The sequence below is a fragment of the Caulobacter hibisci genome, from assembly GCF_016135805.1.
In the GTDB taxonomy this organism is placed as follows: domain Bacteria; phylum Pseudomonadota; class Alphaproteobacteria; order Caulobacterales; family Caulobacteraceae; genus Caulobacter; species Caulobacter hibisci.
On the sequence record NZ_JADWOX010000027.1, the window covers coordinates 20,668 to 44,832 of the forward strand.

The window sequence follows — 24,165 nt, forward strand, 5'->3', positions numbered from 1 at the left end:
ACGTCGCTTGAGCGCTTGGCCTTGCTGGGAACGGCCGCGGTCGTGGCGCTGCACGCCAGCGGCGCGGCCGCCGCCGACAAGAGCCTGGAGATCACCTCGCCCAAGGGGCCGCTCGGTCCGGCGATCGTGCGGCTGGCCGAGCTCTACGATATCCGGGTCATGGCGCCGACGGAGCTGGTGGCGGGCCGCTTCGCGCCCGCGATCAGGGGCCGCTACACCGCGCGCGAAGCGATCGACCGCCTGCTGCTCGGCAGCGGCCTGGAGACCTTCCAAGCCGCCGCCGGCGTGCTCGTCGTGCGGCCGGTGCGCCTGCCCGTCTCGATCCAACGCTCGGTGTCCGGCGCGGGGCCGATCAAGGCGGACGACGCCCCGCTGGCTTTGCAGCCGGCAGACCTCGTCGCCGCCGACGACGTGACCGCGCTCGAGGAGATCGTTGTCGGCACCCATCTTCGCGGCGGCCGTGAGCGCGCTTCGCCGGTCGTGACCCTGGGCCAGGCCGACATCGATCGCGGCGGCTATATCAGCGTCGGCGATGCGCTGATGGCTCTGCCCCAGACCTTTGGCGGCACGGCCAGCGATCGCACCAACGCCATCGGCGCGGACGCCACCGGCACCAATGCCGGCCGCTCGACGGGCGTGAACCTGCGCGGCCTCGGCGCCGACGCCACCCTGGTGCTGGTCAACGGTCGGCGCATGGCCGGGGCCGGCATCATGGCCGATTTCTCTGACGTCGCGGGCCTGCCGCTGGCGGCGGTCGAGCGCATCGAAGTGCTGCTCGACGGCGCCTCGGCGCTCTATGGCTCGGACGCGGTCGGCGGGGTCGTCAACATCGTGATGCGCGACCGCTTCGAGGGCTTGGAGACCCGCGCGCGCCTTGGCGCGGCGACCCAAGGCGGCCTTGCCCAGCGCCAGCTAAGCCAGACCTATGGCAAGGCCTGGTCGACGGGCTCGATGGTGGCCAGCGCCGAATATCAGCGCACCGGCAATGTCCGGGCCGCCGATCGGGCCTATCTGGCCAATGCCGACCTGCGCGAATTCGGCGGCGCCGACCACCGGCTCTACTACGCCCAGCCGGCCAACATCCTCGGCTCCAACTACCTGCCCGCCTACGCCATCCCGGCCGGGCAGAGCGGCACGGCCCTGACGCCGTCCTCGTTCACGACCGGGCCGTTCAACTACACCAACCAGAACGCGGTGATGGACGCCCTGCCCAGCCAGGAGCGCTTCGGCCTCTACCTGGCCGGCAAGCAGGCGCTGGGCGAGCGCGTCACCCTGGACGGCGAAATCCGCTACAGCGATCGCCGCTACAGCCTCTGGAACCTCGCGCCCCTGGCGACCCTGACGGTGACCTCGGCCAATCCCTATTTCGTCTCGCCGACGGGGGCCAGCAGCCACCTGATCGCCTACGATTTCCAGAACGAGACCGGGGCCTCGAAGAACACCGGCTCGGTGCAAAGCCGCAACTACGTCCTGGGCGCCAAGGTCGTCCTGCCGGCCGACTGGCGGCTGGACGCCTACGCGGTCCACGGCGAGGAGATCTCGCTCAACCGCAACACCGGTCTCGTCAATTCCGCGGCGCTGAACGAGGCGCTGGGCAATACCGCCGACAGCCCCCTCTCCAGCTACAGCGCCAGCCGGGACGGCTACTTCAACCCGTTCATCGGCCAGGGCCGCAACAGCCAGGCGGTGCTCGATTTCGTCGTCTCCGGCTGGGACACGCGGCGCACCATCGGTCAGCTCGACACCGCCAGCGTCACGGCCGACGGGGCGCTGTTCAAGCTGCCGGCCGGATCGGTGCGCCTGGCGCTCGGTGCCCAGGTCCGCACCGAAACCCTGAAGACCACCGGGGTCACGACCTCGACCTCGCTGACGCCGATCGCCGGCTTCACGCGTCGGGGCGAGCGCACGGTGAAGGCGGCCTTCGCCGAAGCGCGCGTGCCGCTCTTCGGCCCCGACTTCAGGCGCACGGGCTTTGAGCGCCTGGAGCTGTCGGCCGCCGTCCGCCACGAGGCCTATGAGGGCGGCATGGCCGCCACAACACCTAAGGTCGGGGTGGCCTGGGCGCCGGTCGAGCCCCTGACGCTGCGGGCCACCTACGGGGAGTCTTTTCGCGCCCCCTCGATCGGCCAGTTGACCGACGCCCAGGGCGCGACCCCTGTGCGCCTCAGCAATGGCGCAACCTCGGTGCTGACCCTGATCCTCTATGGCGGCAATCCGAGCCTCAAGCCCGAGACCGCCAAGTCCTGGACGGCCGGCTTCGATTTCGCCCCGCAGAGCCGGCCGCAGCTTCGGCTGTCGGGCACGGTGTTCGAGACGAAGTTTGAAAACCGCATCGGGCGGCCTGCGATCAACTACCTGGCCACCATCCTGACGGCTTCGGACCTGGCGCCGTTCCGCACCTATGTCAGCCCGGCCACCAATGCGGCGGACCTGGCCCTGGTGAAGTCCTACCTCACCAACGCCTCGGCCGCGGCCCAGGCGCTCTATACGCCGGAGGCCTATGGCGCGATCGGCGACGCCCGCTACGTCAACGCCGGCAGCTTCACGGTGAGCGGCGTCGACCTGACCGGCAGCTGGCGCACCACGGTGCGCGAGGACCCGCTGACCTTCAGCGGCAACGTCTCCTGGCTGACGGCCTATAAGCGCAAGGTCACCCAGACCTCCACGGCGGTCGAGCTGGCGGGCCTGGCCGGCTATCCGGCCGACCTGCGCGCGCGGCTGTCGGCGGCGTGGACCCATGGCGAGGTCACCACCACCCTGTCGGCCAATCACACCGGTGACCTGCACACCGAGACCGGTCGGCGCATGGCCTCGCTGACCACCTTCGACCTGCAGGCCCAGTGGACGCCCAAGGCCAGCCAGGGGGCCTGGCGCGGAACGAGCGTGGCCCTGACGGTCACCAACCTGCTCGACAAGGACCCGCCGTTCTACGACTCCCCGCAGTACGTCGGCTATGACCCAGCCAACTACGATCCAAGCGGCCGCGTCGTGGCGCTGCAGCTGACCAAGGCCTGGTAACCGGCCTCTCCCCCCAAAAGACCCTGGAGCTCGAACCGTCATGCGATCTTTCGCAGGGCCGGCGCTCGCCTGCGCGCTGGCTGCAACCTCCGCCCTGGCTGGGCCGGCGCCTCAGGCCGCGTCCCAGATCGCGCCCAAGATCGCGGCAGGGCTCGCCCCGCTTCGCCCCTACACCATCGACGACATGCTCGGTCTGGAGCAGTTCGGCCGGGCGGTGTTCTCGGGCGATGGGCGGCGGCTGGTGTTCGAGCGCCAGGGTCCATGGACCGCCGCGGGGCGCTGGGACCTCGACTGGCTGACGCCCCAGCGCACCAGCCGGCTCTATGTCGTCGACCTTGGCGCCGGCGCGGCGGGCGAGCCCGCCCGTCTGCTGACCTCCGAAGACGGCGTTGGCGAAACCCTCGGCGCCCTGTCGCCCGACGGCCGCCGCCTGATCGTCTATCGCCTCAAGGACCGGTTCCGGGAGCTGGGCGTCGTCGAACTGGCCACCGGCCAGACGCTCTGGTCGGGGCTGATGGTCGAGCCGGAGGTGTTCACCGCCCAGGCGCGCTGGCGGAGCGACCGCGAGGTCGTGGCCATCGCCACCACGCCCGACACGCCGTCCTTCCTGCTGGGGCGCGGCTGGCAGGGCAAGGCGCGGCAAGCCGCGGCCTGGCGCGCCGCAGAGGACGGAGCGACGACCGTCACCGTGCTCAAGGGCGGGGCCGGCGCGACGGACAATCCGCGCTGGCCGGAGGTCTCGCTGGCGGCGCTGGATGTCGAAACCGGTAAGGTGCGCCCCCTGGCGCGCGGGCCGTTCTTCGATCTTCGCCTGTCGCCGGACGGACGCACCGCCGCCCTCACCGCTCTTGAAGAGCCCGTGACCATCGACGCGCAGGCCCCGGTCGAGAACAACGCCTTCGATCGTCGGCGGCGGCTGGTGCTGGTGGACTTGGCCAGCGGCCAGGTCCGCCGCCCCTGCGCCGGCTGCGACATGGTCGGCTACCTGATGAGCTGGTCGCCGGACGGGCGCGAGGTGATCATCGCCGCCCGTCCCGATGACAAGGCCGGCGACTGGCGGCGGGTTCGCTACTGGCGGCTGTCTGTCGACGGCGACGCCCGTCTCGTCGACCCCGACCTCGCGCCCGGCGCCTTGCACGAGGCCGGCGGCACGACCTTGCGGCTCGTCCCCGACGCCGGCTGGATCGGCACGCGCCCGGTCGTCCTGGCCGCGGCGGGCGGCGACACGGCGGCCTGGTGGCGGGTTGACGCCGACCGGCGCTCACGCCTGACGCCCGCCCTGCCGGCCGCTTCGGCGCGCCGGACGGCGATGCTGGGCCAGCGCATCGTCGTCCGCGGCGATAACGGCCTCATACCGCTTGGCCGATCAACGCCGCTGGTGACCGACTCGACGCTCAGTTCGCCTTTCCCGGTCCTGCCCGGAGACCTGCCGGGCGTCGTCCTGGCGACCGACAAGGACCGCTCGCGCCTGCTGACCGCCGGCGACAGCCCCCGCCCCGCCGCGGTCCTGCCGGCCGACACCCAGGCGATCGCAGCCGCGCCCGCCACCGGCGCGGTGCTGGCCCTCTCGCGCAGCCGCGTCGGCGTCGCCTCGCTCGTCCTCGCCCAACGCGGACAGCCGCTCCGGACGCTGGCGAAGATCAACACCGGGCTTGAGCAAATCGACGCCGCGCCGCCGACGCCGATCGTCCACCAGACGCCGCGCGGCGAGACCGTGACCAGCTGGCTCTACCGTCCGACCGCGCACGGCCCCGGCGACCATCGCCCGCTCATCGTCGTGCCCTATCCAGGCTCCAGCTACATCGCGCCGCCTGCGGGCGATGCGCCGGACGCCCAAGGCTTCGCGGTCAATGTCCGCGCCATGGTCGGGGCCGGCTATGCGGTCCTGGTCCCCAGCCTGCCGATCGCCCCGACCGCCGATCCCGCCGAGGGCCTGGGCGCGGCCATACTGGCGGCGGTCGATGCGGCCCTGGCGGCCGATCCTGGCCTGTCGCGCACGCGGCTGGCGGTCTGGGGCCAGAGCTTCGGCGGCTTTGGCGCCCTGACGGCCGCGACCCAGGCATCGCGCTTCAAAGCCGTCGTCGCCTCCGCCGCCACCGTCGACTTCTACGCCATGTATGGCGCTCAAGGCGCGACGGCGATCACCACCCCCGAGGTCTCGCTGCACGTCTCCAGCATGTTTGGCTGGGCCGAGGCCGGACAGGGTCGCATGCTGGCGCCGCCCTGGCGCGATCCGGCTCGATACGGGCGCGCCAGCCCGCTCCTCTTCGCCGACAGGATCACCGCCCCGGTGCTGCTGATCGAGGGCGACAGCGACATCCATTCGGGCCAGGCCATGGAGATGTTCACCGCGCTCTATCGCCAGGGCAAGCCTGTGGAGCTGCTCGCCTATGGCGGCGAAGGCCATGTGGTGATCTCGCCGGCCAATGTCCGCGACGTCTATGGGCGGGCCTTCGCCTTCCTTCAGGCGGTGCTGGGGGCCGAAGGCTCCAGCACGCCGGCCGCAGGCGCGTCGGAGGCGGCCTCGCCGCGCGCCTCCCAATAGCGCACGAACGCCTCCAGCACGATCGCGGCGAGAATCTCGCCGGCCACGTCGCGGAAGATCAGCACCTCCGGGGAGAGGATCGCGTCCAGGTCCGCCCGGTCGATGATCCCTTCGGCGACCAGCCGGCCGTCGAGCAGAAAACCTCGCAGCATCGGGGTGTTGGCGGCGAGACTTCGCCCGAGGAAGACGCTGATGTCGCCCTTGGAGCGCCGCGCGACGATGCTCGGCGGCAATCGCTCGGCGAAGGCGGCGCGGGCGAAGCTGCGCTCGCCCTCGCCCTGGCTGAGCAGGGTCGGCGGGATCGCCAGGCACGCCTCGACCACCGGCTGGGCGAACAGCGGATGGCGCAGACGCGCGGCCTGCCCGCGCAGGGTCGTCGCAGAGAGCCCCTGGCTGACGGCCAGACCCGCGATCTGGGCGCGCTTGGCCGCCGACAGCCCGCGCGTTTGCGCCATCCACGGATGCGGCGGCCCGGCGGGCTTGTCCGGGGCCAGGACCGGCTGGGCGGCCATCAGCTCGGCGACCCGGCGGCCGGGCCGGCCGGTGATCGCCTGGGCCGCCAGGCTCCACACCGATCGCCGGGTTCGCCGGGCGACCTCGGCCAGCCGGGCCAGACGCGCGCCCCGACACGGCGCGCCGGTCAAGAGGTCGACGCCGAGCTCCGCGGCCGACAGCTGGTAGAAGACGACATCGCCGCCATGGCCGGTGAACACCGCCTGGGCCCCGACCTCTCCGATCACCTCCAGCGCCAGGCGGTCGAAGTCGGCGTCGAGGATCTCGAAATTGGGCCGAAAGGCCGCCGCCCCGGCCAGAAGCGTCTCCTCTTCGAACGCCAGCAGCGGCCGCTCCACGCAGCGTAGCGGCGCGCCAGCGCGCTCGGCGGCGGCCTGCGCATAGACCCGCTCGTCGGCCTCGGCCTGACCGCGATAGAAGTTGAGGGCGAGGTCGGGCGCGCGGCCCTGGGCGCGGAGGCTGGTAGCGACGATCGCCGAGTCCAGGCCACCGGAGATCTCGCAGAGGATCCGCTCCTGGCCCAGCGCCAGAGCCGCCACCGTCCCGTCGACCACTCGGCGAAGGGCGGCGAGGTCAGGCCGACGGTTCTGTGGCCGCGCCGCCTCGGCCGGCGACCAGAGCCGCGAGACGTCCGATAGTCCCCGCCCCCAACGGCAGGTCCCCGGCTCGATCCAGGTCACGCCGTCGAGCGGCGGCGCGCCGCCTGAGCGGCGACGATCGGCCATCAGCGCGGCCAGGACCGGCCAGTCGACGCTGACGCCAAGCGGTGCGGCCAGGCCGTCTGGCGGCGCGGGACCGATGATGGTCACCCCGTCGCGGATCCAGCCAAAGCACGGCAGGCCGCCCAGGGGTTCGGAGAACGCCATCGGGCCGCTCTCACCTTGCCGCCGCACCACCAGCGCATAGTCGCCGAAGGCCTGCCGCGCCAGCACCCGGCAGGCGGCTTGAGGGTCGGCTTCGAGCGCCTCGGCCAATTGGCTCGCGGCGATGGTGACCCCTTCGCCGGCTTGCGCGGCCGCCGCATCGAAGAGCTCGCCGACCAGCACCGCGCCCGTGCCGCGAAACCCGGGAATGGCGGTGATCGGCGGCGGGTTTGGCCCTCGCACCAGCGCCGCCAGGCCATAGGGCGCAGGCGCCTTGCGCCAGCCGCGCGCCAAAAGGTCGGCGACCATCGCCTCGCAGGGGTCGGACGAGCGGCCGCCTTGGTGAGAAAGAACCAGCCAGCTCATGGTCAGGCCGCCAAGATCGGCGCGTAGGCGGCCAGGCGCTCGGCCTCGTCGTCAAGCGCGAGGTCGCCGGCCTGCAGCCAGCAATGCGCCCGAAACGGCCAGGTGCGCACGCCAAACACCCAGGACGGTCGATGGCCAAGGGCGCGCAGGAAGGCCAGCAGCATGCCGCTGCGAAAGAGACAGACCCCGTCCAGAGGCAGCCAGGGCGAGACGCCCCGCCAGACCGCCAGGTCGTCGAGCAGCCTCGCCGGCGCGCCTTCGTCCGCCGGGCCTTTCGGCGGCGCGAGCAGCGCGGCGAAGGGCATGCGGCGGCTGGCCAGGGCAGCACGCGCGGCGAGCGCCAGGGCCCGCAAATGCGCGGGCCGAACCCGCACGCGGTCCTGGCGATATTCGAGCGTCGCGCGCGCCGTGCGCTGGGGGATCGCCGGCGGCGGCGGGCGTCGCGCGACCGGGCCTTCCCCCGCCGCCCTGGCCAAGCCGGCGGCGGCCAGGTCCCGAACTATGGCCGCTTCCTCGGTTTCCAGGCCGTGCGCACCTTGGCGCAACAGGCCGGCCGGCAGCGGCAGGCAGAAATAGGCGTCAGCCTCCACGTCGAGCAGGACGAGGTCGTCGTCGATCATCACCGCGTGGACGTGGGCAGGCAGATCAAGACGCATGGCGACTATCCGCAGGAGGGTTGGGAAACGGCGGCGTGGCCGCCACTGGCCACGCGAAGAACCGGCGGCGGCCTTCGCCGCCGCCGGCAGGCGTCAGAGCGGCATGTGCGGCCGAGGCGTGGTGTCCTCGGGGATGAAGCCGTCGGTGCCTTCGGTCAGGGCCTTGGCCGAGCCGATACGGATCAGGCGCAGGATCATGGCTCGATCTTCCGTGCTTGGGGGACGCGGCCGCAGCAGCGTCCGAACGACCCGGCGACGGCCAGCGGCCACGCCGGGCCAGGGATGCGAAACGTCCAGGGGCGCCTCGCGTCGCCGACGTTCAGATGCCGGCGTACTTGCGGCCCGAGGCGTCCTCGGGGACCAGCTGGACTTCGCCGGCCTGGGTCAGGGCCTTGGCCGAGCCGAGGACGATCAGCTTGAGGGTGGCGGTCATGGCCGTCTCTCCTTCTTCAGTTTCGCCGCGAAGTTGCGGCCCAACCAGGAGGCGACCAGGCCAGACTATATTCAACGCTATAGTCTCAAGGCCTCGCGCCGCCCCTCAGGGGCGAGACGGACGGGTCAGACTGGCGGCCAGGATCGCACCGCTGCGCCGCACGCGGCGCAGGTGCCATCGGCGAAGGCCCTCCCCCAGGCGACCGGCCAGCAGCGGCCGCTCAGCTCCCAGGACCATCGCTTCTCCTTGTGCAAAGGGGGCCAGTTGCACCCGCACCCGTCGATGCTCGGCGGCGAGCGCGCGGTTGACCGCCCGCTCATCGAGCACGGTCAGGAGGTCGGCGCTGTTGGTAGGCAGTCCAGCGGCGTCGCGAAGGTCCTTCAGGAGCCAGCCGGCCAGCAGACCCGCAAAGCCGTAGAGTTCGGACAGGCTGACGGCGTCATGGACAACGCCGACATAGCCGCCTCCGACGGTGCGCACCACCAGGCCCTCCCCGGCCAGTCGCGCCAGGGCCTCGCGCACCGGGGTGTGGCTCACCCCCAGTTCGGCGGCGATGGCGTTGATCGACAACGCCGCGCCCTGCAGCGGGGAACCCAGTGAAAGCTTGGCCCGCACAGCCGCCAGGACAGGCTCGGAAGGATCATTCCAACTCATTACTCGCTCCTTTGGAGCGAGCTTTCCGGGCTGACGGCGGATCGTCGAGCGCAAGGCAAGCAATTATGCGCTGAAGACGGCCCAATCGCGTGGATTTGGAATCAGTGTGCGGCCTTGCGGTCCGTCCGGACGGATTCTCCGCGCGGTTTGGGCGCGATCGTTGCGCGCTTTTACGCAACGATTTCGTCGCCTCGATACATGCCGGCAACCTTGGGGGACCGATTGGTCCCCACTTGTGGAAAACGGCCCCGCAAAGGCGATGACGCATTTGCGACGGCGAGAGCGAACTGCCCATAGTGTCCATCTAAGGTTGTTCGCGTTCGGAGCGTCGTATGGTTCGCTTACCCGCCTCGCCGCTTGCCCGGCAGGGCCGCCTGTTGTCCCGCATCGTCAAGTTGCTCCGAGAGGAGCGCAACCTGACCAGCCGCCAAACCGCCGCGCGCATGAAGATGCAGTTGCGCACCTACCAGGACTTCGAGGCTGGTAAGCGGGAGTTCTCCTTCACCAAGGTCCGACGCTTCGCGCGCGGGGTCGGCGCGGACCCATTCGGCATCCTGCTGGCGATGTACCTCCACGACCCGGAGGCCGCGCTGGAGGTGATGGACAACAGGATGCCGATGGCCTTCTACGTGGGCATGCGCCGGCTGCGTAAAGCCATTGGCGCCGAGTTGGCGACGATCCCGCCGGCCCAGGTGCTATTGGCGATGCGGCGGGTCGAGGAGGAGCTTTTGGCCTATCTGGCCCGGCGCGCGGCCGGGACCGAGGACTGGCTCGAGCAGGCGTTCGCCGAGATCCTCGACGATCCGCCCGACGACGACACTTAAGGCTCAGCCGGTTTCGGCGACTTTGGGCGGCGCGGCCTGAGCCGCCGACGCTTCGGCCTTACGGATCCAGACGAGCGGCAGCTGGCCGTCCTCGCTGGCCATGGCGCGGACATTGATCGGTTCGGGCCAGCTGGGGTCATCGAGCTTGAGGCTGAGCACGGCGCCGCTGGTGTCGGTCACACGCCAGGCCACGCCGGCGTCGATCGTCCCGGCGTTGATGTCGAAATCGGGCGCCCGGGGCGAGAATTTGTTGGCCGGGACCAGGCGCAGGTCCGTGGAAAGGGTCAGGATTTCGAGGCGCCCGACGAAATCGACGCCGTCGCGACGCAGGTGGCCGATGGTGGTCATGGTCTATCCTTTCGCTGTGAGCCCGCAGGCCTGGCCAGTTGGCGGCGGTCCGATCGCGGCGGGGGGAGCGCCGGGGTGAAGGATCGGACCGCCGCCTTGCCGACCGTCGCGGGGGAGACGACGATCGGCGGCGTACGGGCGGCGAAGGAGACGCTTGGCGGGCGGTGGAAGCGTCCTCGCGAGACCCGCGAAACCCTTGTGTCCCTTGGCGTGGCGGCTCTCAAGACGCTCAGCCCGGGCGTCGTGGAAAGACAGGCCCTGGCGTAGAACAGGCGGCCCTGATGGACCGCCCAGGCTTCCGCTGCGATTGCCGGCGTCGCGCCCGCCCCGCCAGAAGGCGGGACGGGCCGGGCCTGGCCCCTAGTCCTCGCGCGGGCCGTTGCTGCGCGACCAGACCAGGGTCAGGACGCCGTCCAGATCGACCAGGGCGGCGTTGACCGCGCTGCTGAAGGACGGGTCGTCCAGCTTGACCGACAGATAGTCCTTCTCGTCCTTGCTGACCTTCTTCCAGGCCGCGCCGAGGTCGGCCTTGCCCGCATAGACCCGGAAGTCGGGGCTCTTGTCGGAGGTCTTTTCGGTGACGGGGCGGAACTCGACGGCCTTGAGCTTGATGGTCAGGGTGTCGATGGAGCCGGTGTAGGCGCCGTTTTCGCGGATGGTGAAGGTGCCGATGGTGGCCATGGGGGTCTCTCCGATCTGAACCAGGCCGCGCCGATCGCGGCCTCGATGGCGATCCGAAGGACCGGGGCCGATGTCCGGCCCGCAGAGCGCGCCCTGCCGTTCCAAGGCAGGTTTGCGGGCGCGCTCCCGAAGCCTTGGCGAAGGACCGAAGGCGGAGAGTTTCTTGTCTCGCGAGGAATGGGGCAGGCGTGGCCAGCGGCCGCCCCAGGGGAAGAAAGTCGAGCGCCGAGGTTGCGGCGACGGACCGGTCCCGGTCCAGATCAGGCCAGAAGAGGACGAGGTCGGCGCAGCCCGATGAAGATCGACCGGAGAGACCCTCAAGGCCGCCGCCGGCGCCTTCACCGTTCGCGAAAACGGCTCTTACGCCGGCGCCAACGCGATCAGGCCGCCAAGCGCCATGCCGGCGCGTTCCGCACCGTCACCGAAAAGACCTCCGACAAGCGCCCGGCTCTGCGGTTCATGCGGGCAAGGCCGATCTCGGCGCGGCCTGGAAGAGGGACGGCGCGGACGAAGAGGCTGCCTTTCGGTCACGCTGACGCCCTGTCGTTCAAAAGCGCTGCCAACGCCGCCCTGGTCGACCTGGACGCCGCCCTGCCTGGTCTGGTCGCGCAGCAACGGCCCGCGCGAGGACTAAGGGCCAGGCTCGGCTCACCGCCCCCTTCGGCGGGGCGGGCGCGGCGCCGGCTGCCCAGCGAGACTCAAGCTATAGGCGGCGCATGCCCGCCCTCCCCCTGCTTGCCGCCGCCGTCATCGCCTGCACCGCGCCAAAGGTCCACGACGGCGACACCCTGCGCTGTGGCTCGGACCGCGTGCGCCTTTTCGGGGTCGACGCACCGGAAGTGCGACGCGGCAAGACGCCCGCCGAGCCTTTCGCCTACGAGGCCCGAGACTTGCTGGTCAGCCTGACGCGCGGCCGGGTCGGGTGCCGGGTGGTCGATCACGACCGTTATGGCCGCCATGTCGCGCGGTGCTGGTCCGACGCAAGCCCCGACATCAACGCCGCCCTGATCCGCTCGGGCCTCACCAGCGAGTACCGGCGCTACAGCAAGGGCGTCTACGCGGCCGAGGAGGCCAAGGCCAAGGCGGCCCGACGCGGGCTCTGGGCGGCGGGGGCTCCCGCCCGGCCGAGCCGGTAGGCCCGATAGGCCGCGAACGACGCCCTGCCTGCCCCGGCGTAGCTACGCGGCCTGCGCCGTCCCCACCCACAGGCCAAGCCTGGGCGCCGTGACGACGAAACGCGGCCGATCCCAAAGGATCGGCCGCCCCGCCCGCCCACGAAAAACGACGGGCGGCCCGAAGGCCGCCCGTCCCGCCTACTCAGCCGCCGCCAAGGATGCGGCGGCCTGTTCTTCATCCTCAGCCGACAGGCTGGCGGGGTCCGCCGCGCCGCCATGCTGGGGCGGCTCGTGCGGATCACCGCCCGCCAGGGCCAGGGCGTCCTCGGCCTCGGACGGGGCTTCAAGGCCTCGCTGGCGTCCCTCGCCCTCCGCATCGACCGCCTGGGGCTGCGGCTTGGCCGTGCGCAGGATGGGCGGCAGCCATCCGGCCTCGACCAGTTGGGGCTCGGCGGTCGCCACCATGTCGGGCTTCTTGAGGCCCGACAGGCGGGCGGCGGCTTGCGCCGACACCCCGTCTGACACCGCCGCCGCGATATGGGCCTTGGTGACGCGGTCGAGATAGCGAACCGCTGTGGGCTTCCAGTAGTCGCGCATGTCCAGATCGAGGGCGCTCGCCAAGGTCTCGGCGTGGGCCAGGGCATGGGGTCTGCGATCCCAATTGCGGACCGCATAGACCGACAGGCCCACGCAGTGGGCGAGCAAGCTCGCCCGGCTGTCGTGGTCGAGCCCGACGACGAAGGCCCACAGGTCAGCGCCCTCGCTGGGCATTTGCCGCGCCCAGGACCGATGACGTTCGGCTATCGCCCGACCGGCGGGACTGTCCTCTATGCCCTCGCCGAACTGGGTGAGGTCGCGCGAGGCCCACTGGATTTCGAGGCACGTCGGGACAGGGTAGGCGCCGAACACCCGCACCGCGAGCGCATGGACCAGGGCGACCAGGGCCAGATCGGGGTTTTGCGCCAAGGCGTCGCGCAAGGCGGCGCTGCGATGGGCGGTCAGTTCGGCGATCACCCGATCGGGCAGCGGCGCGGCCGGGTCGCCCGCAGGCTCCTCGACCTCGCCGACGCCGTCGCTCGCGTCGGCGTCCCAGCCCTCGTCTTCGTTGGCGTCGTCGGGGTCGGACGCGTCCGCTGCCTGACGGTCGGCGGCGTCCGCTTCGTCCTGGGGCTCGGGCGCGGGCTCGTCCTCGGGCCGAACGAAGCCGCGCTCGATCCGGGCTTCGCCATAGGCGTCGAGGACGACGAAGACCCCGGCCCGCGCCAGCTCGCCCGGGTCATAGCCGTACTCGTCGCCATAGGCTTCGAGTTGGGCGGCGATGGCCTCGAAGCGGGCGGCGACCTCGGGCGGCGGCGGGTCGATGTCGGCCCACTGCTCGGTCAGCTCGGCGTCCTCGGCGATCAGGGCGTTGATCGCTTCGGACTCGCCGGGGGCGCGCTCGCGCAAGCGCTCCCAGACCCGCGAGCAGCCGTGGCCGTGCGGGAAGTCGAGCGATGCGCTCGCCCACTTCCAGCCCTCGGCCGACCTGACCTCATCGGCGACCTGCGCGAGCTTGTCGGCGGCCAGGGTCTCCAGGAGAGCCACGTCCTCCAGCCAGCAGACCCCGCCCGCCTGGGTGAAGAGGTCGCGCAGGACCGGGCCGCCCGCCGCCTCATAGGCCTCGACGCCGACGAACTGGGCGCGACGGTCGGTGCTGATCACCTTGTCCTCGACCATGGCGCGGCGGATGACGTGCGGGGTCAACTGATGCGGCGACAGCCGCTCATAAACCTGCAGTTGCCTCGCCGCGTCGGGATTGACCGCAAACGCGGTCACCTGCTCCAGGGTCAGGGCCTCCTCGCGGTAGAGGTCAAGCAGGGCGGGGGCGACAGCGCCCAGGCGGAGGCGCTGGCGCACGATGTCGGGCTTGACCCCGAAGCGGGCGGCGATCTCCTCGGCGCCGTAGCCCTTGCGCTCGGCGAGGTCCTTGAAGGCCTCGTAAGCGTCCGCAGGGTGCATCGGCTCTCGGCTGAGGTTCTCGTCCATTGAGACCTCGGCCGGGTCGTTGGCCGTATCGACCACGCAGCGCACGGCCGCGCCCTTGGCCAGGGCCTTGCGCTTGGCCAGCAGGCGCAGGGCTTGGCGGCGGCCTTCGCCTGCGCTGACGAGATAATAGCCGGTCTCCTGACCGTCCTTGATCTCGGGCTCGACGACGAGGGGTTGAAGAACGCCCTTGTGGCGGATCGAGGCGGCGCGCGCCTCGATGACCTCGGCGCTGTGGCCGACGCGCCGGGCGTTCTTGGGCGAGGCCTTGAGGCGGTTCAAGGGAATGTCTCGGACCTCGCCGAACTGCACGGCGGCAAGGCCAGACGCCGCGCCGCCGGTCCTGACCGGATCGGCGCCAGCGGCGGCGGGGCTTTCTGAGGGGGAAGTCATCTTGTGCCTCCTTGGGGGCTTAGGTTGCAGGCGCAAGGCGCGCCTGAAACCCTGCCCAAGCGGCGAGCGCAGGGGTGCAAGCGGAGGGGCGCCTTCGCGGGGACCCGGCTGCAGGGCTTGGTGTCGAAGGCCGGCTTTGACAGCCCACCGGCCGAAGCTGGGCGGAAGGCGATCCGAAGCGCGCTGGGGACGGCAGTCCTAAGCACAGGCCGCAAAGCGGCCACGCAAGACCGGCGCGGCGGCGCCGACCGCCTGGCATTCAAGGGATTTGGCTTGGCCCCGGAGCAGGCCGTCGCAGAGATGGTCCCTCGCCAGTCCATCGGGTGCGCACGGACCGGGCCTCTGCAGGGATGGTCCCTCGCGTTGGCGCGCCGGCCTTTGTGATCGCCGCCCCCGGCCCCATGATCGGCGCGTGACCAAGGGACCCGCCGCCATGACCAAGCCCCGCAAGACCGCCGAGACCGAGTGGGCGGCGGCGTTCGCGCTGATGCTGGCCGAGACCGGGGTGCGCAATTCCAGGCTCGAGGAGCTGCATCAGGGCGTATCGCCGGGCAGCGCCGTCGGCGACTACAGCGACGTCAAGGTCGTCACGCCCTATGGCGAAATTCCCTGGCGCCAGGTGTCACGGCTAGACGACGATGAGATGAAAGAGCTGATGATCGAGGTCGTCGATCGCCTATTCACGATCCTCTGCCATCCCGAGCCTTTCACGCGGCTGATGGGCGCGGCGCGCTGGAACGCGCCGCAACTGGACCCTTCGATGATGGAGAGCCTTGCGCGCTGGAAGGCGCGCCAGGCCGGCATGCCGGAAGCCGAGGTCCAGGCGACCTTTCCGCTCACCGAGGCCCATCGCCGAGCGCCGATCCGCAGCGACCACCGCGCCGTCGCCGATCAGATTGAGGAGGCCGACGAGGCCGCCCCGCCTGACGCCGAACAAGACGAACGCCGACGCTCGCCGGAGATAACGCCCGAGGCGATGCGTGCGCTGGCGCAGGCCCCGATCGCCGATCTGGCTTGGATCGCCAAGGCGTGCGAGGCCCTGGCGCAGGGCGCCGACGGCTGGGAGCGCACGCAATTGGAGACGCTCAAGGCCATCGACGTCCACCCCTGCGGCCAGGACTGAGGTGACAAGCGCGCGAGAGCAACGCAGGGTCGCGGTTTCGATTCCCCCAAGCCACGGATTTCTCAAATGAACACCGCTGATATCGCCGAAGCCCTGGCCGCCGCCGACGACAAGATTAACAAGACCCAGGCCAAGGCCCTCGTCGACGGCGTCTTCAAGGCCATCGCCGAAGCCGCCGCCAAGGGTGAAGAAGTCTCGATCCCGGGCTTTGGCAAGTTCAAGGTCCAGGACAAACCGGCCCGCACCGGTCGCAACCCGGCCACCGGCGCCGCCGTCGAGATCGCCGCCAGCAAGAAGATCGCCTTCACGGCTGCCAAGCAGCTGAAGGACGCCGTCAACGGCTAACGCGCCAGGTCCCGCCGGCGCGGTTGGCGCCGGCGGGCCGATTGCCCGTTCAGCCCTTGAGGGCCCGGCGCGATCTTGGGACGCGCCCGTCCGCGGTCAGGATTGCGACGACGCCAGGCCGGCCGGGGCCGCGCCCTTGCGCGGTCGCCCGCCCCGTCGCGGAGTTCGTTCGCCGCTATAGGCCTGCTTCCATGCCGCGGCCAAAACGTCGGCAAGCGCCGCCTCTTCCAAATCCTCCAGCCAAAGCAGCGTCACCCCCGAGCGACGCTGGCGCCCAGGCTCGGGCGAGGCGGCTTCGTGCGCGGCCAGGATGCGCTGCTGATCGCGCGCCGAGAGCTTGACCACGGCCCAGCCGGCTTCGGGCCAGCCCAAGGTGGCGAACGCCTTGCCGCCGACGTGGAACTGGACCGTCTCCAGGATCGGATGGGCTTTCACCGTCGGGCTCAAGCGGTGCGCCAAGCGGGTAAAGGCTTCCGGCGTCATGGTCGTCCTCGCGTTTTGCGACGCCCTTCTGACCCCGAGTCGCCGCTTGCTGGCAAAACTCGGTTAACGCCGCGACAGAAGCGGTCGTGGCCGCACTCCATATGTTCGGACGCGGATTTCCCGGCTCGCGGGGATGCGCGAGATCCCCCACACCCGACTGGGGCGCTCCCGATTTTCAGTGGATACGAAACCAACGGCGATGCTAGACAACCGCCGCGTGACTGTTTGATCGAGGGGCCGTGGGCGACAGCAAGCGTAAGGTTCGGCGTGATCGCGGGCGGGCGAAAGAGGACGCGGCGCTGCGGCGTCGATACCCCGACCATCGGTTCTTCAAGGGCCCGGCGCGGCTGGCGGCCAATGATCGCGACCTGCGCGGCACCCTGGACGAGCTCAAGCGGTTCGAAACCTTCGCCAGCGCCGCCGACCTGCCGGTGCTTTTGGATCTTTACGAAACCAACCACATCGACGTGGTGGCCTGCGTGCTCTTGGCCTCGTCCATGCAGCGATGCCGCCTGACCCATGGATTGCAGATCGATGTTCGCATGCCGCGCAACGGCTCGGCGCGCTTTGCCCTGGCCGCGTTCGGCGTGGTGGCCGATGACGACCGGTTCGACGAGGACGCTCTCCAGGGCATCAGCCCCCAGGTGATGAAGGTCACCTCCGGCATGAAGGGCGAGCCCTCGCCTGGGGCTCGCACCTTCAAGGTCGCCAAGCTCGCCGAGGGCCTGGTGGCCGACCTCACGCTGGCTGACCGGGTGCACGCCGCCCTCAACGAGGCGGCCGACAACGTGCTGTCCTGGGCCTATGGCGGTGAGGGCCACACGCCCGACCCCGCCGAGCGCTGGTGGGTCGCCGGCTTGTTGACCAACAAGGGCGCGACCTTCATCGCGCTTGATCATGGGGCAGGTATCCCAGCGACGGCCCCGCAGAAGCTCGGCGACGGACTTCAGGGCTATCTGAAGTCGATGATCCAGGAGAAGGACTGGCGACCGATCAACGCCAAGCCCAGCGACTCCCAGATCCTGCGCGCAACGATTCATCAGCGGCGCACGGTCAGCGGCCTGGGCGAGCGGGGCAAGGGCCTGACCAACATGATCGCCCTGATTGACCTTTTTCCGTCGGGGTTCATCAGTATATTTTCAGGGGACGCGTACTACGGCTATCGGACCCCCGCGAAGGATGGTGAGCAGGAACACTGCGGCCCGTTAGGGTTTCAGTTTCCCGGAACGCTCATTATCTGGCAGCTAGAAGCCCGGACGTCGGAGGCTAGAAGTTGAAATGTTGGCGGCGATGACAACGACAATTCGATTGGCGGCTGACTTCAATCCGTTCCCGTTCGGCCGCTATCCCTCGCATGGCGATTGGAGCGGCCAGCGGTTTCGGGAAGAGTGGCTGGTGCCGGCCCTGAAAAAGGGCGAACCCGTGGAGGTCGACCTGGACGGCGCGCGCGGCTTGTCGCCGTCGTTCCTGGAAGAGGCTTTCGGCGGTTTGGTGCGCGTCGGCTTTGCGACCAAGGATCTCTTGGGCCGCATTCATATCAAGTCCGATCGCGATCCCTCGTTCATCGACACGATCGAAAGCTACATCCGCGACGCGAAAGCTTCCTGAGGATGGCCACCCCGGGGGAGGCGCTTTTTTCCGCGGCGCTCGGCCTGATCGGCGGCGTTCTGGGCGCTGGGGTCGTCGAACGTCTCAAGTCCAGCGTGGCCTCGCTCGATGTCGAGCTCCTGCGCCTCGAGAACTTCGAGGACGATCTCTTCGACGTGTTCGCCGTCGCGCCCGACGACAAGGATCGTGGGTCTATGCTGCGTCAGTTGAGCGGGCGGCGCCGTCGCCTTGGCCTCAACATTCGGCGCAAGGTCCCCGACAGCGTGGCCTATCAGGCTTGTAAGGCCGAGCTCGTCAAGTTCGACGGCATTCTCGCCAAGGCCGAGGATGGCGTTGTTATGGACGACGCGCTGGAGGGTCTGATCGAGGAGACGGCTATGCGGCTACGCCATCAGCTTCGACATTCCTCACGAGCGGCCCGCGCCTTCGCGCTGCTGCGCGGCCCGGCCTAGTCGCGCCAATACGATCCTGCCGCTCCGTCACACCGCGCCCAACAGCGCGCGGTGCGGCGGGTGCTGGCGGGCGCCCTTGGCCCGTTCGCAAACCTGTCAGACCGCTTGCCGTGTCGCTCGCAACAGTCGCATCGACGTCGCGCCCCATCCGTCCCGGTCGGGCCTGCAGCGTCGTCGCCTATGCCCCAGAGCCACGAAAGCGGCCGATCCCAAAGGATCGGCCGCGCGGGCCGAGCGTGGATGTCCCCTCCCGCCATCGCCCGCCGCGCCGGAAAGCGCGACGGGCTTGGCGGTTAGTATTCGTGGGCCAACATCAGGGTCAGCACCCGCTTGGTGACGGCCGGGTCGGCCGGATCGGGCGAGGCCATGCAGAGATCGAGGTCGTAGTAATCGATCTTCCAGAACAGCCGCGCCCCGCCGACCTCGAACGCGCCGAAGTCGCGCTCACCGTGCGGGTTGTTGCCCTCGGAAAAATCCGAGAAGGCGGTGACGGCTTCCAGAGCCTGGGCCAGCTTGGCCTCCGGCAGGGTGTGCACGCCTACGGTCAGCACCCAGCTCGCGCCGGGCTCGGCGCGGCAGGCGTCGTTCAGGGCCGCGATCGCGGCGGTATGGTCATCCTCGGTCATGGAAGTTGCTCCTTGGGAGTTCGGGGTCAGGCGCAAAAGCGCGCCTGACCCCGGCGCCCGTCGGCGAGACCGGGTGTGCAAGCGGAGGGGCGGCTTCGCGGGGACCCGGCTGCAGGGCCCGAAGGGACCGAAGCTGGGCGGAAGCCGATCCGAAGCGCGCCGAGGGCGGAGCCCTTCCATGTCCTTTTGCAAGACGTGACTCGTCAAAAGACACTCCGCGCCGCAGGCGCGGAGACCAAGGAACGACTTGCCGTTGGGTCGAAGGCGGGATGGCGAAGGCGACGGTCGATCAGACTTCCATACGCGGGTTGGGTACCGCATGAACGTGTGTCGTCGCGGGCTGCCTCTCACTAAGCGCGGGCGTCGGCCTTAACGCCGGCCCATGGGGCTCTCGAGGATCACCCTGACCTCCATCCCGCCCTCGGCCGAACGGCTCGGGACGGAGCCGGTCAGGGGGCGGCCGGCCGAACCTCTTGTCCGATCGCCCAGATGAAGCCCGCCAGTTCGCGCGCGATGGCGGTGACGACGACCGTCGGCTTCTTTCCGGACCGGGTGAGCTTTCGATAGCGGTCGCAGAGACGCATTTGGGCCTTCCAGGCGATGTCGCGGACCGACTTGGGCAGCCTCACGAGCACCTCGACCTTTTCCTGGGCGACCCGCGGCGGATAGCGGTAGCTCCAGGCGGCCTCGACCAACATCCGCCGCGCCTCGCCATTGCCGGTCTTGGTGATCCCGCCACGGCGAACATGATCGCCGCTGGAGCGCTCTGAAGGCACCAAGCCCAGATAGGCCATGAGCTGGCTGGGACTATCAAACCGACTGAGGTCGCCGATGCCGGCGACGAAGGTGACGGCCGAGATCGCCTCCAGCCCGCGCAAACCGCGCAAGGCTTCGACCACGGGCCCCATCGACCAGCTCGGAATGAGCGCCGTGATCCGGGCCACCAGCTGGTCGCGCCGATCCTGGGCCGTGAAGATCGCCTCGACATAGTCCTGGAAGACGATCTGGTGGACGGGCTGGTCGAACACCTGGCCGGCGAGCCAAACCCGGTGGCGCTGGGTCCAGTTCTTGCCCTTCTCGTAGATCCTCCCGTGGCGAAGGAGGAAGGCGAGGAGTTGCTGGCGGGCCCGCATCAACGCCATCACCGCGTCCAGCCTGGCGCGCACCAGGTCCCGCATCGCCTCGTGGACCGGATCGGGCACCCAGACCCGGGTCAAATCCCCCGACCGGTGCAGCACCGCCAGCTTCTGGGCGTCGCGCCGGTCGGTCTTCACGCGGTCGCCGGGCTTCCTGGGGATCAACGTCGGCGCCACCACCGTGCAACCGTGGCCGAGCTCGATCAGCTGGCGATAGATGCCGTAGCCGCAGCAGCCGGCCTCGTAGCAGAACTCCAGGCGCTCGCTGTCCTTGCCTAGCCGCTTGGCCAGCTTGGCGACGTCTGTCGGCGTGTTCGGTATCTCGCCCAGGAACCGGACGCCGCCGTCGCGGCCCTCCTCCGCGAGACTGACGGCGATGCTGGCCTTGTGGACGTCCAGGCCGATGTAGAGCGTGCCCATACCTTCCTCCCGAGCTGTTGCACCCGGTCAGAATGCAGCACCACGATCCGGACGGCTCAGCGCCGGCAGGAAGGACATACGGACTAAGCGGTGCGCGCTCGCATCAGCGAGCGCTCATGACAAATGAAGCCGGCAAGGAGACCGCGCAAAGCGCGTGTCGGAACGTCCGCGTCGAGCGGCCGGCGGCAGGCCAAAGCCTGCCCGAAGGCGGCGCGCCCGTAGGAGAGCCGAAAGGCTCGGGACCGAGCGTGACCGCCGGCCGCTCTCCGTCTCAGGTGGAGCCGGTCGCGAAAGCGAGCGGCGGGAACCGCACCTTGCGCCGCCGAGAAACGCCACAGAAGGCAATTGGCGCGACGGAGCGGTAACGCGCAAGTGGTACAGCTACTCGGTTCACCCCAGAATCGCTGCTGAGTTTCGATGTCCAAGGCCAAGATTTTCGTCGCCGTCGCCCTCCTTCTACCGCTCGGCTCTATCCTGATCAGGACTCATTTGGATGCCGAACGCTCCCGCGCCTTTACGGAGAGTCTGGCCGATCCCTCCAAGCCGCCAGTCCTCACCAAAGCTCAGCGCGATCCCCAATTCACGATTGGAACCTGGATCGGGGTGCAGTCCAAAGCTTCGGACTGCGTCACCGCCGACGAATACATGGACAGACGCGCCACATCGAAGACGGTCCGACGCGGCGGACATTCGCGCACCTACTACCTTGCGGATTATGTGCGTTCATGCGCCGGCGTGTTCGACAGCATGGTGGGCGTCATTCGCCCGCAAGCCGTCAAATGGTGCGCCTATCGCAAGACCGATCAACGACTTGAGACGCTTTGCCAAGATTGGGAAAACAATCTTCCAGCCTACAGGGCTCAGTTCGACCTCGTGAACGGCCCCACGCTGCGTCGATATAAAGCGTTCATTGGCCAGTAGCTTTCGCCTTGGTCCTCGCCGTCGCCGATTGGGACCGGCAGACGTAGCGAGGCTGCAGGCCGACCGGGGGCGTCCTTGAACGATCGCTCGACGCTCTGAACGCGTAGCCGGCCTTCAGGCCAGAAGTTCTTCCGGCTCATGGACGAGTGGCCTGCCCCCGAGGGGTGATCCGGGTTCAATGTTAGTGGATGGCATTTGCTGACGCCACGGTTTGGTTGGGCGAGCGCGCGCCCTCCACAGCTGGCGCGCTCGCCCATGGCACGACGGTTCCGCCGCGGGGGATGATCGTTTCTGGCGCCGGCGGTCGGTAGCCCAGCGAGCTGTGCGGCCTGACGGCGTTGAAGTGCCGCTGCCAGGCCTCGATCAGCACCTGGGCCTCGGCGAGGCTGAAGAACAGCTCGCCGTTCAGCAGTTCGTCGCGCAGCTTCGAATTGAAGCTCTCGCAGTAGCCATTTTCCCAGGGGCTGCCGGGCTCGATGTAGGCGGTCTGCGAGCCGACGGCGGCGATCCAGTCGCGTAGGGCCTGGGCGATGAACTCAGGGCCATTGTCGGATCGCACATAGGCTGGCGGCCCCCGCAGAATCATCAGGTCGGCCAGGGTCTCCAGAACGTCGGTGGAGTTGAGCCGTCGTTTGACCCGGATCGCCAGGGCCTCGCGGGTGAACTCGTCGATGACGCAGAGCATGCGGAATTTCCGTCCATCGTGGGTGCGGTCCTCGACGAAGTCGTAGGACCAGACGTGGTTGGGCCGCTCGGCGCGCAGGCGCACGCACGAGCCATCGTTCAGCCAGAGACGGCCACGCTTTGGCTGTTTCTGTGGGACCTTCAGCCCCTCCCGTCGCCAGATCCGCTGCACCCGCTTGGCGTTGACCGCCCAGCCAGCGTGGCGCAGCAGAGCGGTGATCCGCCGATAGCCGTAGCGGCCGTAGGCCTTGGCCAGGGCGATGATGTCGGCGGTCAACGCCGCCTCGTCGTCGCGGCCGCGGGGCGGCTTGCGCTGGGTGGATCGATGTTGTCGGAGCACCGCGCAGGCGCGGCGCTCCGACACGCCAAGCTCGGCCCGCACCTGGTCGATGCAGGCCCGGCGACGAGCGGGGCTTAGAAGTTTCCCCGGGCGGCCTGGGTGAGGATCAGCTTGTCCAGCGTCAGGTCCGACACCGCCCGCCGCAGCCGGGCGTTCTCCAGCTCCAGATCCTTCAGCCGCTTCACCTGGTCGCTCTTGAGGCCGCCATACTCCGCGCGCCAGCGGAAGTACGTCGTCTCCGTCACCGCAATCGTCCTGACCGCCTCGGCGATCGACTGACCTTGTGCTGTCAGCACATCTACCTGCCGCAGCTTGGCGACGATCTCTTCCGGCTTGTGCCGCTTCCTTGCCATCTCTCGTTCCATCCAAAATGGTCCTCAGACCAACTTACGGGATGGATCACTTCAGAGGGGGCAGACCACTGTCGGTGGGGCTGGAGCACATCGACGACATCCTGGCCGATCTCGACCAGGCTCTTTCGACCGCAGGGTGACCGATCAGCGCCGTCGGCAATCGCGGACGGCGCCCCCTCCGGTCGACGACCAGCAGCCGGACCGACGAAGCGATTGAACCGATCTTCTTGCTTGCAAGGGCACGCACACCTGTTCGCGACCACTCATCGGGTGTGTTCACGCGAACAGGGCGAGTTCGGCTGTTAAAGTAACGCCGCGCTAGCGTCTTCGAGATCCCAACCACGTGCGGCGGCCTTCCTCCTGAGCGCAGCTAGCCTTCGATCCGTCTGCACCAAGTCCGCGTAGGCGTCACTCGCTCGATAAAGTCCCGCGATCACCAGACCTAAGCCACCCACGAAAGAAAAGAGTTCTGGGTGGGCGCTAGGTTGAGTCAGTCTGATAAAGACCGCTGCAAGCAAGATCATCATGGCGTAACCGCCACCCAAAATGACAATCAAAGTCGCCATAAGGATATCCGCGATCGCCACCGCAGGTGATCGGCGAATGAGTTGTAGACGATTGAGACGCCAAGCCATTCTGTTGATGCGAAAGTCGCGCCACCGCCCCGCGAGCGACTGGGCGTTGCTCGAAAACGTACGCCGAACGACCGGCCAAGCAGACGTGGCCGCAATCCAAGCTGCTGTGGCCGCGATGTTGACCGCGAAGGCGACGACAACGACATCGCGCCACCACTCCCAATTCCTGACGCCCAACAGGACCTCCCCAAGACTAAGCTTGGAATGGTATCGATTCGGCATGGCCCGGCACAGAGGTGCTCCTGCCTGAATGCGGTGGCGCGGTTGTCATTTCCCACCGCTTCCGATGCCGCGCGAGACCCGTCATTGGGATTCTGGCTTTCGCTACCGCCTCCATGGACCTTCGCCATTCAGCTTGGCGCTTGCGCGCAAAGCCCCTCCCCTGCGGGCGTAGTCTGGTCGCCATGGACGTAGAGCAGGTCGTCAATGGGCAGCCGAGAAACGTTGTCGTTGCGGCATCGGCACGCTTCGTCGGAGCCGCCTTGCTTGAGGATATCGGGCGTTCGGACATCGCCGACGATCAACTTCCCAGGTCCTGGCGATCGCCTGGCGCAATCCAAGGGTGCACGCAAAGCTAGACCATGACCCATCACCTGTCTAAGACACAC

At 69.2% G+C, this 24,165-nt stretch carries 21 protein-coding genes; 10 read left to right on the forward strand and 11 right to left on the reverse strand.

The features are described from left to right. Positions 1-21 precede the first annotated feature (21 nt). Complete coding sequence (locus I4Q42_RS24270; RefSeq protein ID WP_232793418.1) at positions 22-3,018, forward strand: TonB-dependent receptor; 2,997 nt, start codon at positions 22-24, stop codon at positions 3,016-3,018. A 40-nt stretch (positions 3,019-3,058) separates the two neighbouring features. Continuing rightward, on the forward strand, positions 3,059-5,563 hold the full coding sequence (locus I4Q42_RS24275) for an alpha/beta hydrolase family protein (protein ID WP_198578677.1): 2,505 nt from the start codon (positions 3,059-3,061) through the stop codon (positions 5,561-5,563). On the opposite strand, the gene I4Q42_RS24280 is transcribed toward I4Q42_RS24275, so the two are convergent. The 3 genes from I4Q42_RS24280 to I4Q42_RS24290 form a co-directional block, all read right to left on the reverse strand. Then, positions 5,482-7,305 (reverse strand): asparagine synthase-related protein, encoded by a 1,824-nt coding sequence (locus I4Q42_RS24280; protein WP_198578678.1) that lies wholly within the window; start codon positions 7,303-7,305, stop codon positions 5,482-5,484. The genes I4Q42_RS24275 and I4Q42_RS24280 overlap by 82 nt on opposite strands. Positions 7,306-7,307: 2 nt before the next feature. Continuing rightward, positions 7,308-7,961 (reverse strand): lasso peptide biosynthesis B2 protein, encoded by a 654-nt coding sequence (locus I4Q42_RS24285; protein ID WP_198578679.1) that lies wholly within the window; start codon positions 7,959-7,961, stop codon positions 7,308-7,310. 538 nt (positions 7,962-8,499) lie between these two features. After that, complete coding sequence (locus I4Q42_RS24290) at positions 8,500-9,048, reverse strand: GntR family transcriptional regulator (RefSeq protein ID WP_198578680.1); 549 nt, start codon at positions 9,046-9,048, stop codon at positions 8,500-8,502. A gap of 332 nt (positions 9,049-9,380) precedes the next feature. Here I4Q42_RS24290 and I4Q42_RS24295 point away from each other — a divergent pair, with 332 nt between their 5' ends. Continuing rightward, positions 9,381-9,872 (forward strand): helix-turn-helix domain-containing protein, encoded by a 492-nt coding sequence (locus I4Q42_RS24295; protein WP_198578681.1) that lies wholly within the window; start codon positions 9,381-9,383, stop codon positions 9,870-9,872. 3 nt (positions 9,873-9,875) lie between these two features. Here I4Q42_RS24295 and I4Q42_RS24300 read toward each other — a convergent pair whose 3' ends face one another. Both I4Q42_RS24300 and I4Q42_RS24305 read right to left on the reverse strand, forming a co-directional pair. Continuing rightward, positions 9,876-10,220 (reverse strand): DUF736 family protein, encoded by a 345-nt coding sequence (locus I4Q42_RS24300; RefSeq protein WP_198578682.1) that lies wholly within the window; start codon positions 10,218-10,220, stop codon positions 9,876-9,878. 360 nt (positions 10,221-10,580) lie between these two features. After that, positions 10,581-10,901 (reverse strand): DUF736 domain-containing protein, encoded by a 321-nt coding sequence (locus I4Q42_RS24305; protein ID WP_198578683.1) that lies wholly within the window; start codon positions 10,899-10,901, stop codon positions 10,581-10,583. Between the two features lie 716 nt (positions 10,902-11,617). Here I4Q42_RS24305 and I4Q42_RS24310 point away from each other — a divergent pair. After that, positions 11,618-12,037 carry a thermonuclease family protein gene (locus I4Q42_RS24310; RefSeq protein WP_198578684.1) on the forward strand — a complete coding sequence of 140 codons (420 nt, stop codon included), beginning with the start codon at positions 11,618-11,620 and terminating at the stop codon, positions 12,035-12,037. A 177-nt stretch (positions 12,038-12,214) separates the two neighbouring features. On the opposite strand, the gene I4Q42_RS24315 is transcribed toward I4Q42_RS24310, so the two are convergent. Continuing rightward, positions 12,215-14,431 (reverse strand): ParB/RepB/Spo0J family partition protein, encoded by a 2,217-nt coding sequence (locus tag I4Q42_RS24315; RefSeq protein ID WP_198578685.1) that lies wholly within the window; start codon positions 14,429-14,431, stop codon positions 12,215-12,217. Positions 14,432-14,843: 412 nt separating this feature from the next. On the opposite strand from I4Q42_RS24315, the gene I4Q42_RS24320 reads away from it, so the two are divergent. After that, on the forward strand, positions 14,844-15,554 hold the full coding sequence (locus I4Q42_RS24320) for a hypothetical protein (protein WP_198578686.1): 711 nt from the start codon (positions 14,844-14,846) through the stop codon (positions 15,552-15,554). Positions 15,555-15,620: 66 nt separating this feature from the next. After that, positions 15,621-15,899, forward strand: coding sequence for an HU family DNA-binding protein (locus I4Q42_RS24325; RefSeq protein ID WP_198578687.1), 279 nt, complete (start codon positions 15,621-15,623; stop codon positions 15,897-15,899). Between the two features lie 96 nt (positions 15,900-15,995). Here I4Q42_RS24325 and I4Q42_RS24330 read toward each other — a convergent pair whose 3' ends face one another. Continuing rightward, entirely contained in the window at positions 15,996-16,382 is a 387-nt protein-coding gene (locus tag I4Q42_RS24330; RefSeq protein ID WP_198578688.1) for an MmcQ/YjbR family DNA-binding protein, read from the reverse strand. A gap of 239 nt (positions 16,383-16,621) precedes the next feature. Here I4Q42_RS24330 and I4Q42_RS24335 point away from each other — a divergent pair, with 239 nt between their 5' ends. From I4Q42_RS24335 to I4Q42_RS24345, 3 genes are read left to right on the forward strand one after another with little or no spacing between them, the layout of a single operon-like run. Then, positions 16,622-17,659: a hypothetical protein gene (locus I4Q42_RS24335; RefSeq protein ID WP_198578689.1), complete on the forward strand. Its 1,038-nt coding sequence runs from the start codon at positions 16,622-16,624 to the stop codon at positions 17,657-17,659. Position 17,660: 1 nt separating this feature from the next. Next, complete coding sequence (locus I4Q42_RS24340; RefSeq protein ID WP_198578690.1) at positions 17,661-17,990, forward strand: STAS-like domain-containing protein; 330 nt, start codon at positions 17,661-17,663, stop codon at positions 17,988-17,990. Between the two features lie 2 nt (positions 17,991-17,992). Then, positions 17,993-18,442: a hypothetical protein gene (locus I4Q42_RS24345; RefSeq protein WP_198578691.1), complete on the forward strand. Its 450-nt coding sequence runs from the start codon at positions 17,993-17,995 to the stop codon at positions 18,440-18,442. Positions 18,443-18,735: 293 nt separating this feature from the next. On the opposite strand, the gene I4Q42_RS24350 is transcribed toward I4Q42_RS24345, so the two are convergent. Then, positions 18,736-19,068, reverse strand: coding sequence for a DUF3768 domain-containing protein (locus I4Q42_RS24350; protein ID WP_198578692.1), 333 nt, complete (start codon positions 19,066-19,068; stop codon positions 18,736-18,738). A 449-nt stretch (positions 19,069-19,517) separates the two neighbouring features. Beyond that, the gene (locus I4Q42_RS24355; protein ID WP_198578693.1) at positions 19,518-20,624 is read right to left on the reverse strand and encodes an IS110 family RNA-guided transposase; all 1,107 of its coding nucleotides are present in this window, start codon (positions 20,622-20,624) and stop codon (positions 19,518-19,520) included. Between the two features lie 417 nt (positions 20,625-21,041). Here I4Q42_RS24355 and I4Q42_RS24360 point away from each other — a divergent pair, with 417 nt between their 5' ends. Then, the gene (locus I4Q42_RS24360) at positions 21,042-21,545 is read left to right on the forward strand and encodes a hypothetical protein (RefSeq protein ID WP_198578694.1); all 504 of its coding nucleotides are present in this window, start codon (positions 21,042-21,044) and stop codon (positions 21,543-21,545) included. A 181-nt stretch (positions 21,546-21,726) separates the two neighbouring features. Here I4Q42_RS24360 and I4Q42_RS24365 read toward each other — a convergent pair. After that, positions 21,727-22,922, reverse strand: a protein-coding gene (locus I4Q42_RS24365; protein WP_198578695.1) for an IS3 family transposase whose coding sequence is annotated in 2 segments (ribosomal slippage) — positions 21,727-22,652 and positions 22,652-22,922 — 1,197 coding nt in all. Because the reading frame shifts where the segments join, the coding sequence is not laid out codon by codon here. 302 nt (positions 22,923-23,224) lie between these two features. Continuing rightward, on the reverse strand, positions 23,225-23,734 hold the full coding sequence (locus I4Q42_RS24370; RefSeq protein WP_198578696.1) for a hypothetical protein: 510 nt from the start codon (positions 23,732-23,734) through the stop codon (positions 23,225-23,227). Between the last annotated feature and the right edge of the window lie 431 nt (positions 23,735-24,165).

Bases quoted from the DNA above. Each gene is read 5' to 3' on its own strand.
- I4Q42_RS24275 (WP_198578677.1), top strand. From the start codon at position 3,059: ATGCGATCTTTCGCAGGGCCGGCGCTCGCCTGCGCGCTGGCTGCAACC.
- I4Q42_RS24280 (WP_198578678.1), bottom strand. From the start codon at position 7,305: ATGAGCTGGCTGGTTCTTTCTCACCAAGGCGGCCGCTCGTCCGACCCC.
- I4Q42_RS24285 (WP_198578679.1), bottom strand. From the start codon at position 7,961: ATGCGTCTTGATCTGCCTGCCCACGTCCACGCGGTGATGATCGACGAC.
- I4Q42_RS24290 (WP_198578680.1), bottom strand. From the start codon at position 9,048: ATGAGTTGGAATGATCCTTCCGAGCCTGTCCTGGCGGCTGTGCGGGCC.
- I4Q42_RS24295 (WP_198578681.1), top strand. From the start codon at position 9,381: ATGGTTCGCTTACCCGCCTCGCCGCTTGCCCGGCAGGGCCGCCTGTTG.
- I4Q42_RS24300 (WP_198578682.1), bottom strand. From the start codon at position 10,220: ATGACCACCATCGGCCACCTGCGTCGCGACGGCGTCGATTTCGTCGGG.
- I4Q42_RS24305 (WP_198578683.1), bottom strand. From the start codon at position 10,901: ATGGCCACCATCGGCACCTTCACCATCCGCGAAAACGGCGCCTACACC.
- I4Q42_RS24310 (WP_198578684.1), top strand. From the start codon at position 11,618: ATGCCCGCCCTCCCCCTGCTTGCCGCCGCCGTCATCGCCTGCACCGCG.
- I4Q42_RS24315 (WP_198578685.1), bottom strand. From the start codon at position 14,431: ATGACTTCCCCCTCAGAAAGCCCCGCCGCCGCTGGCGCCGATCCGGTC.
- I4Q42_RS24325 (WP_198578687.1), top strand. From the start codon at position 15,621: ATGAACACCGCTGATATCGCCGAAGCCCTGGCCGCCGCCGACGACAAG.
- I4Q42_RS24330 (WP_198578688.1), bottom strand. From the start codon at position 16,382: ATGACGCCGGAAGCCTTTACCCGCTTGGCGCACCGCTTGAGCCCGACG.
- I4Q42_RS24340 (WP_198578690.1), top strand. From the start codon at position 17,661: ATGTTGGCGGCGATGACAACGACAATTCGATTGGCGGCTGACTTCAAT.
- I4Q42_RS24345 (WP_198578691.1), top strand. From the start codon at position 17,993: ATGGCCACCCCGGGGGAGGCGCTTTTTTCCGCGGCGCTCGGCCTGATC.
- I4Q42_RS24350 (WP_198578692.1), bottom strand. From the start codon at position 19,068: ATGACCGAGGATGACCATACCGCCGCGATCGCGGCCCTGAACGACGCC.
- I4Q42_RS24355 (WP_198578693.1), bottom strand. From the start codon at position 20,624: ATGGGCACGCTCTACATCGGCCTGGACGTCCACAAGGCCAGCATCGCC.
- I4Q42_RS24360 (WP_198578694.1), top strand. From the start codon at position 21,042: ATGTCCAAGGCCAAGATTTTCGTCGCCGTCGCCCTCCTTCTACCGCTC.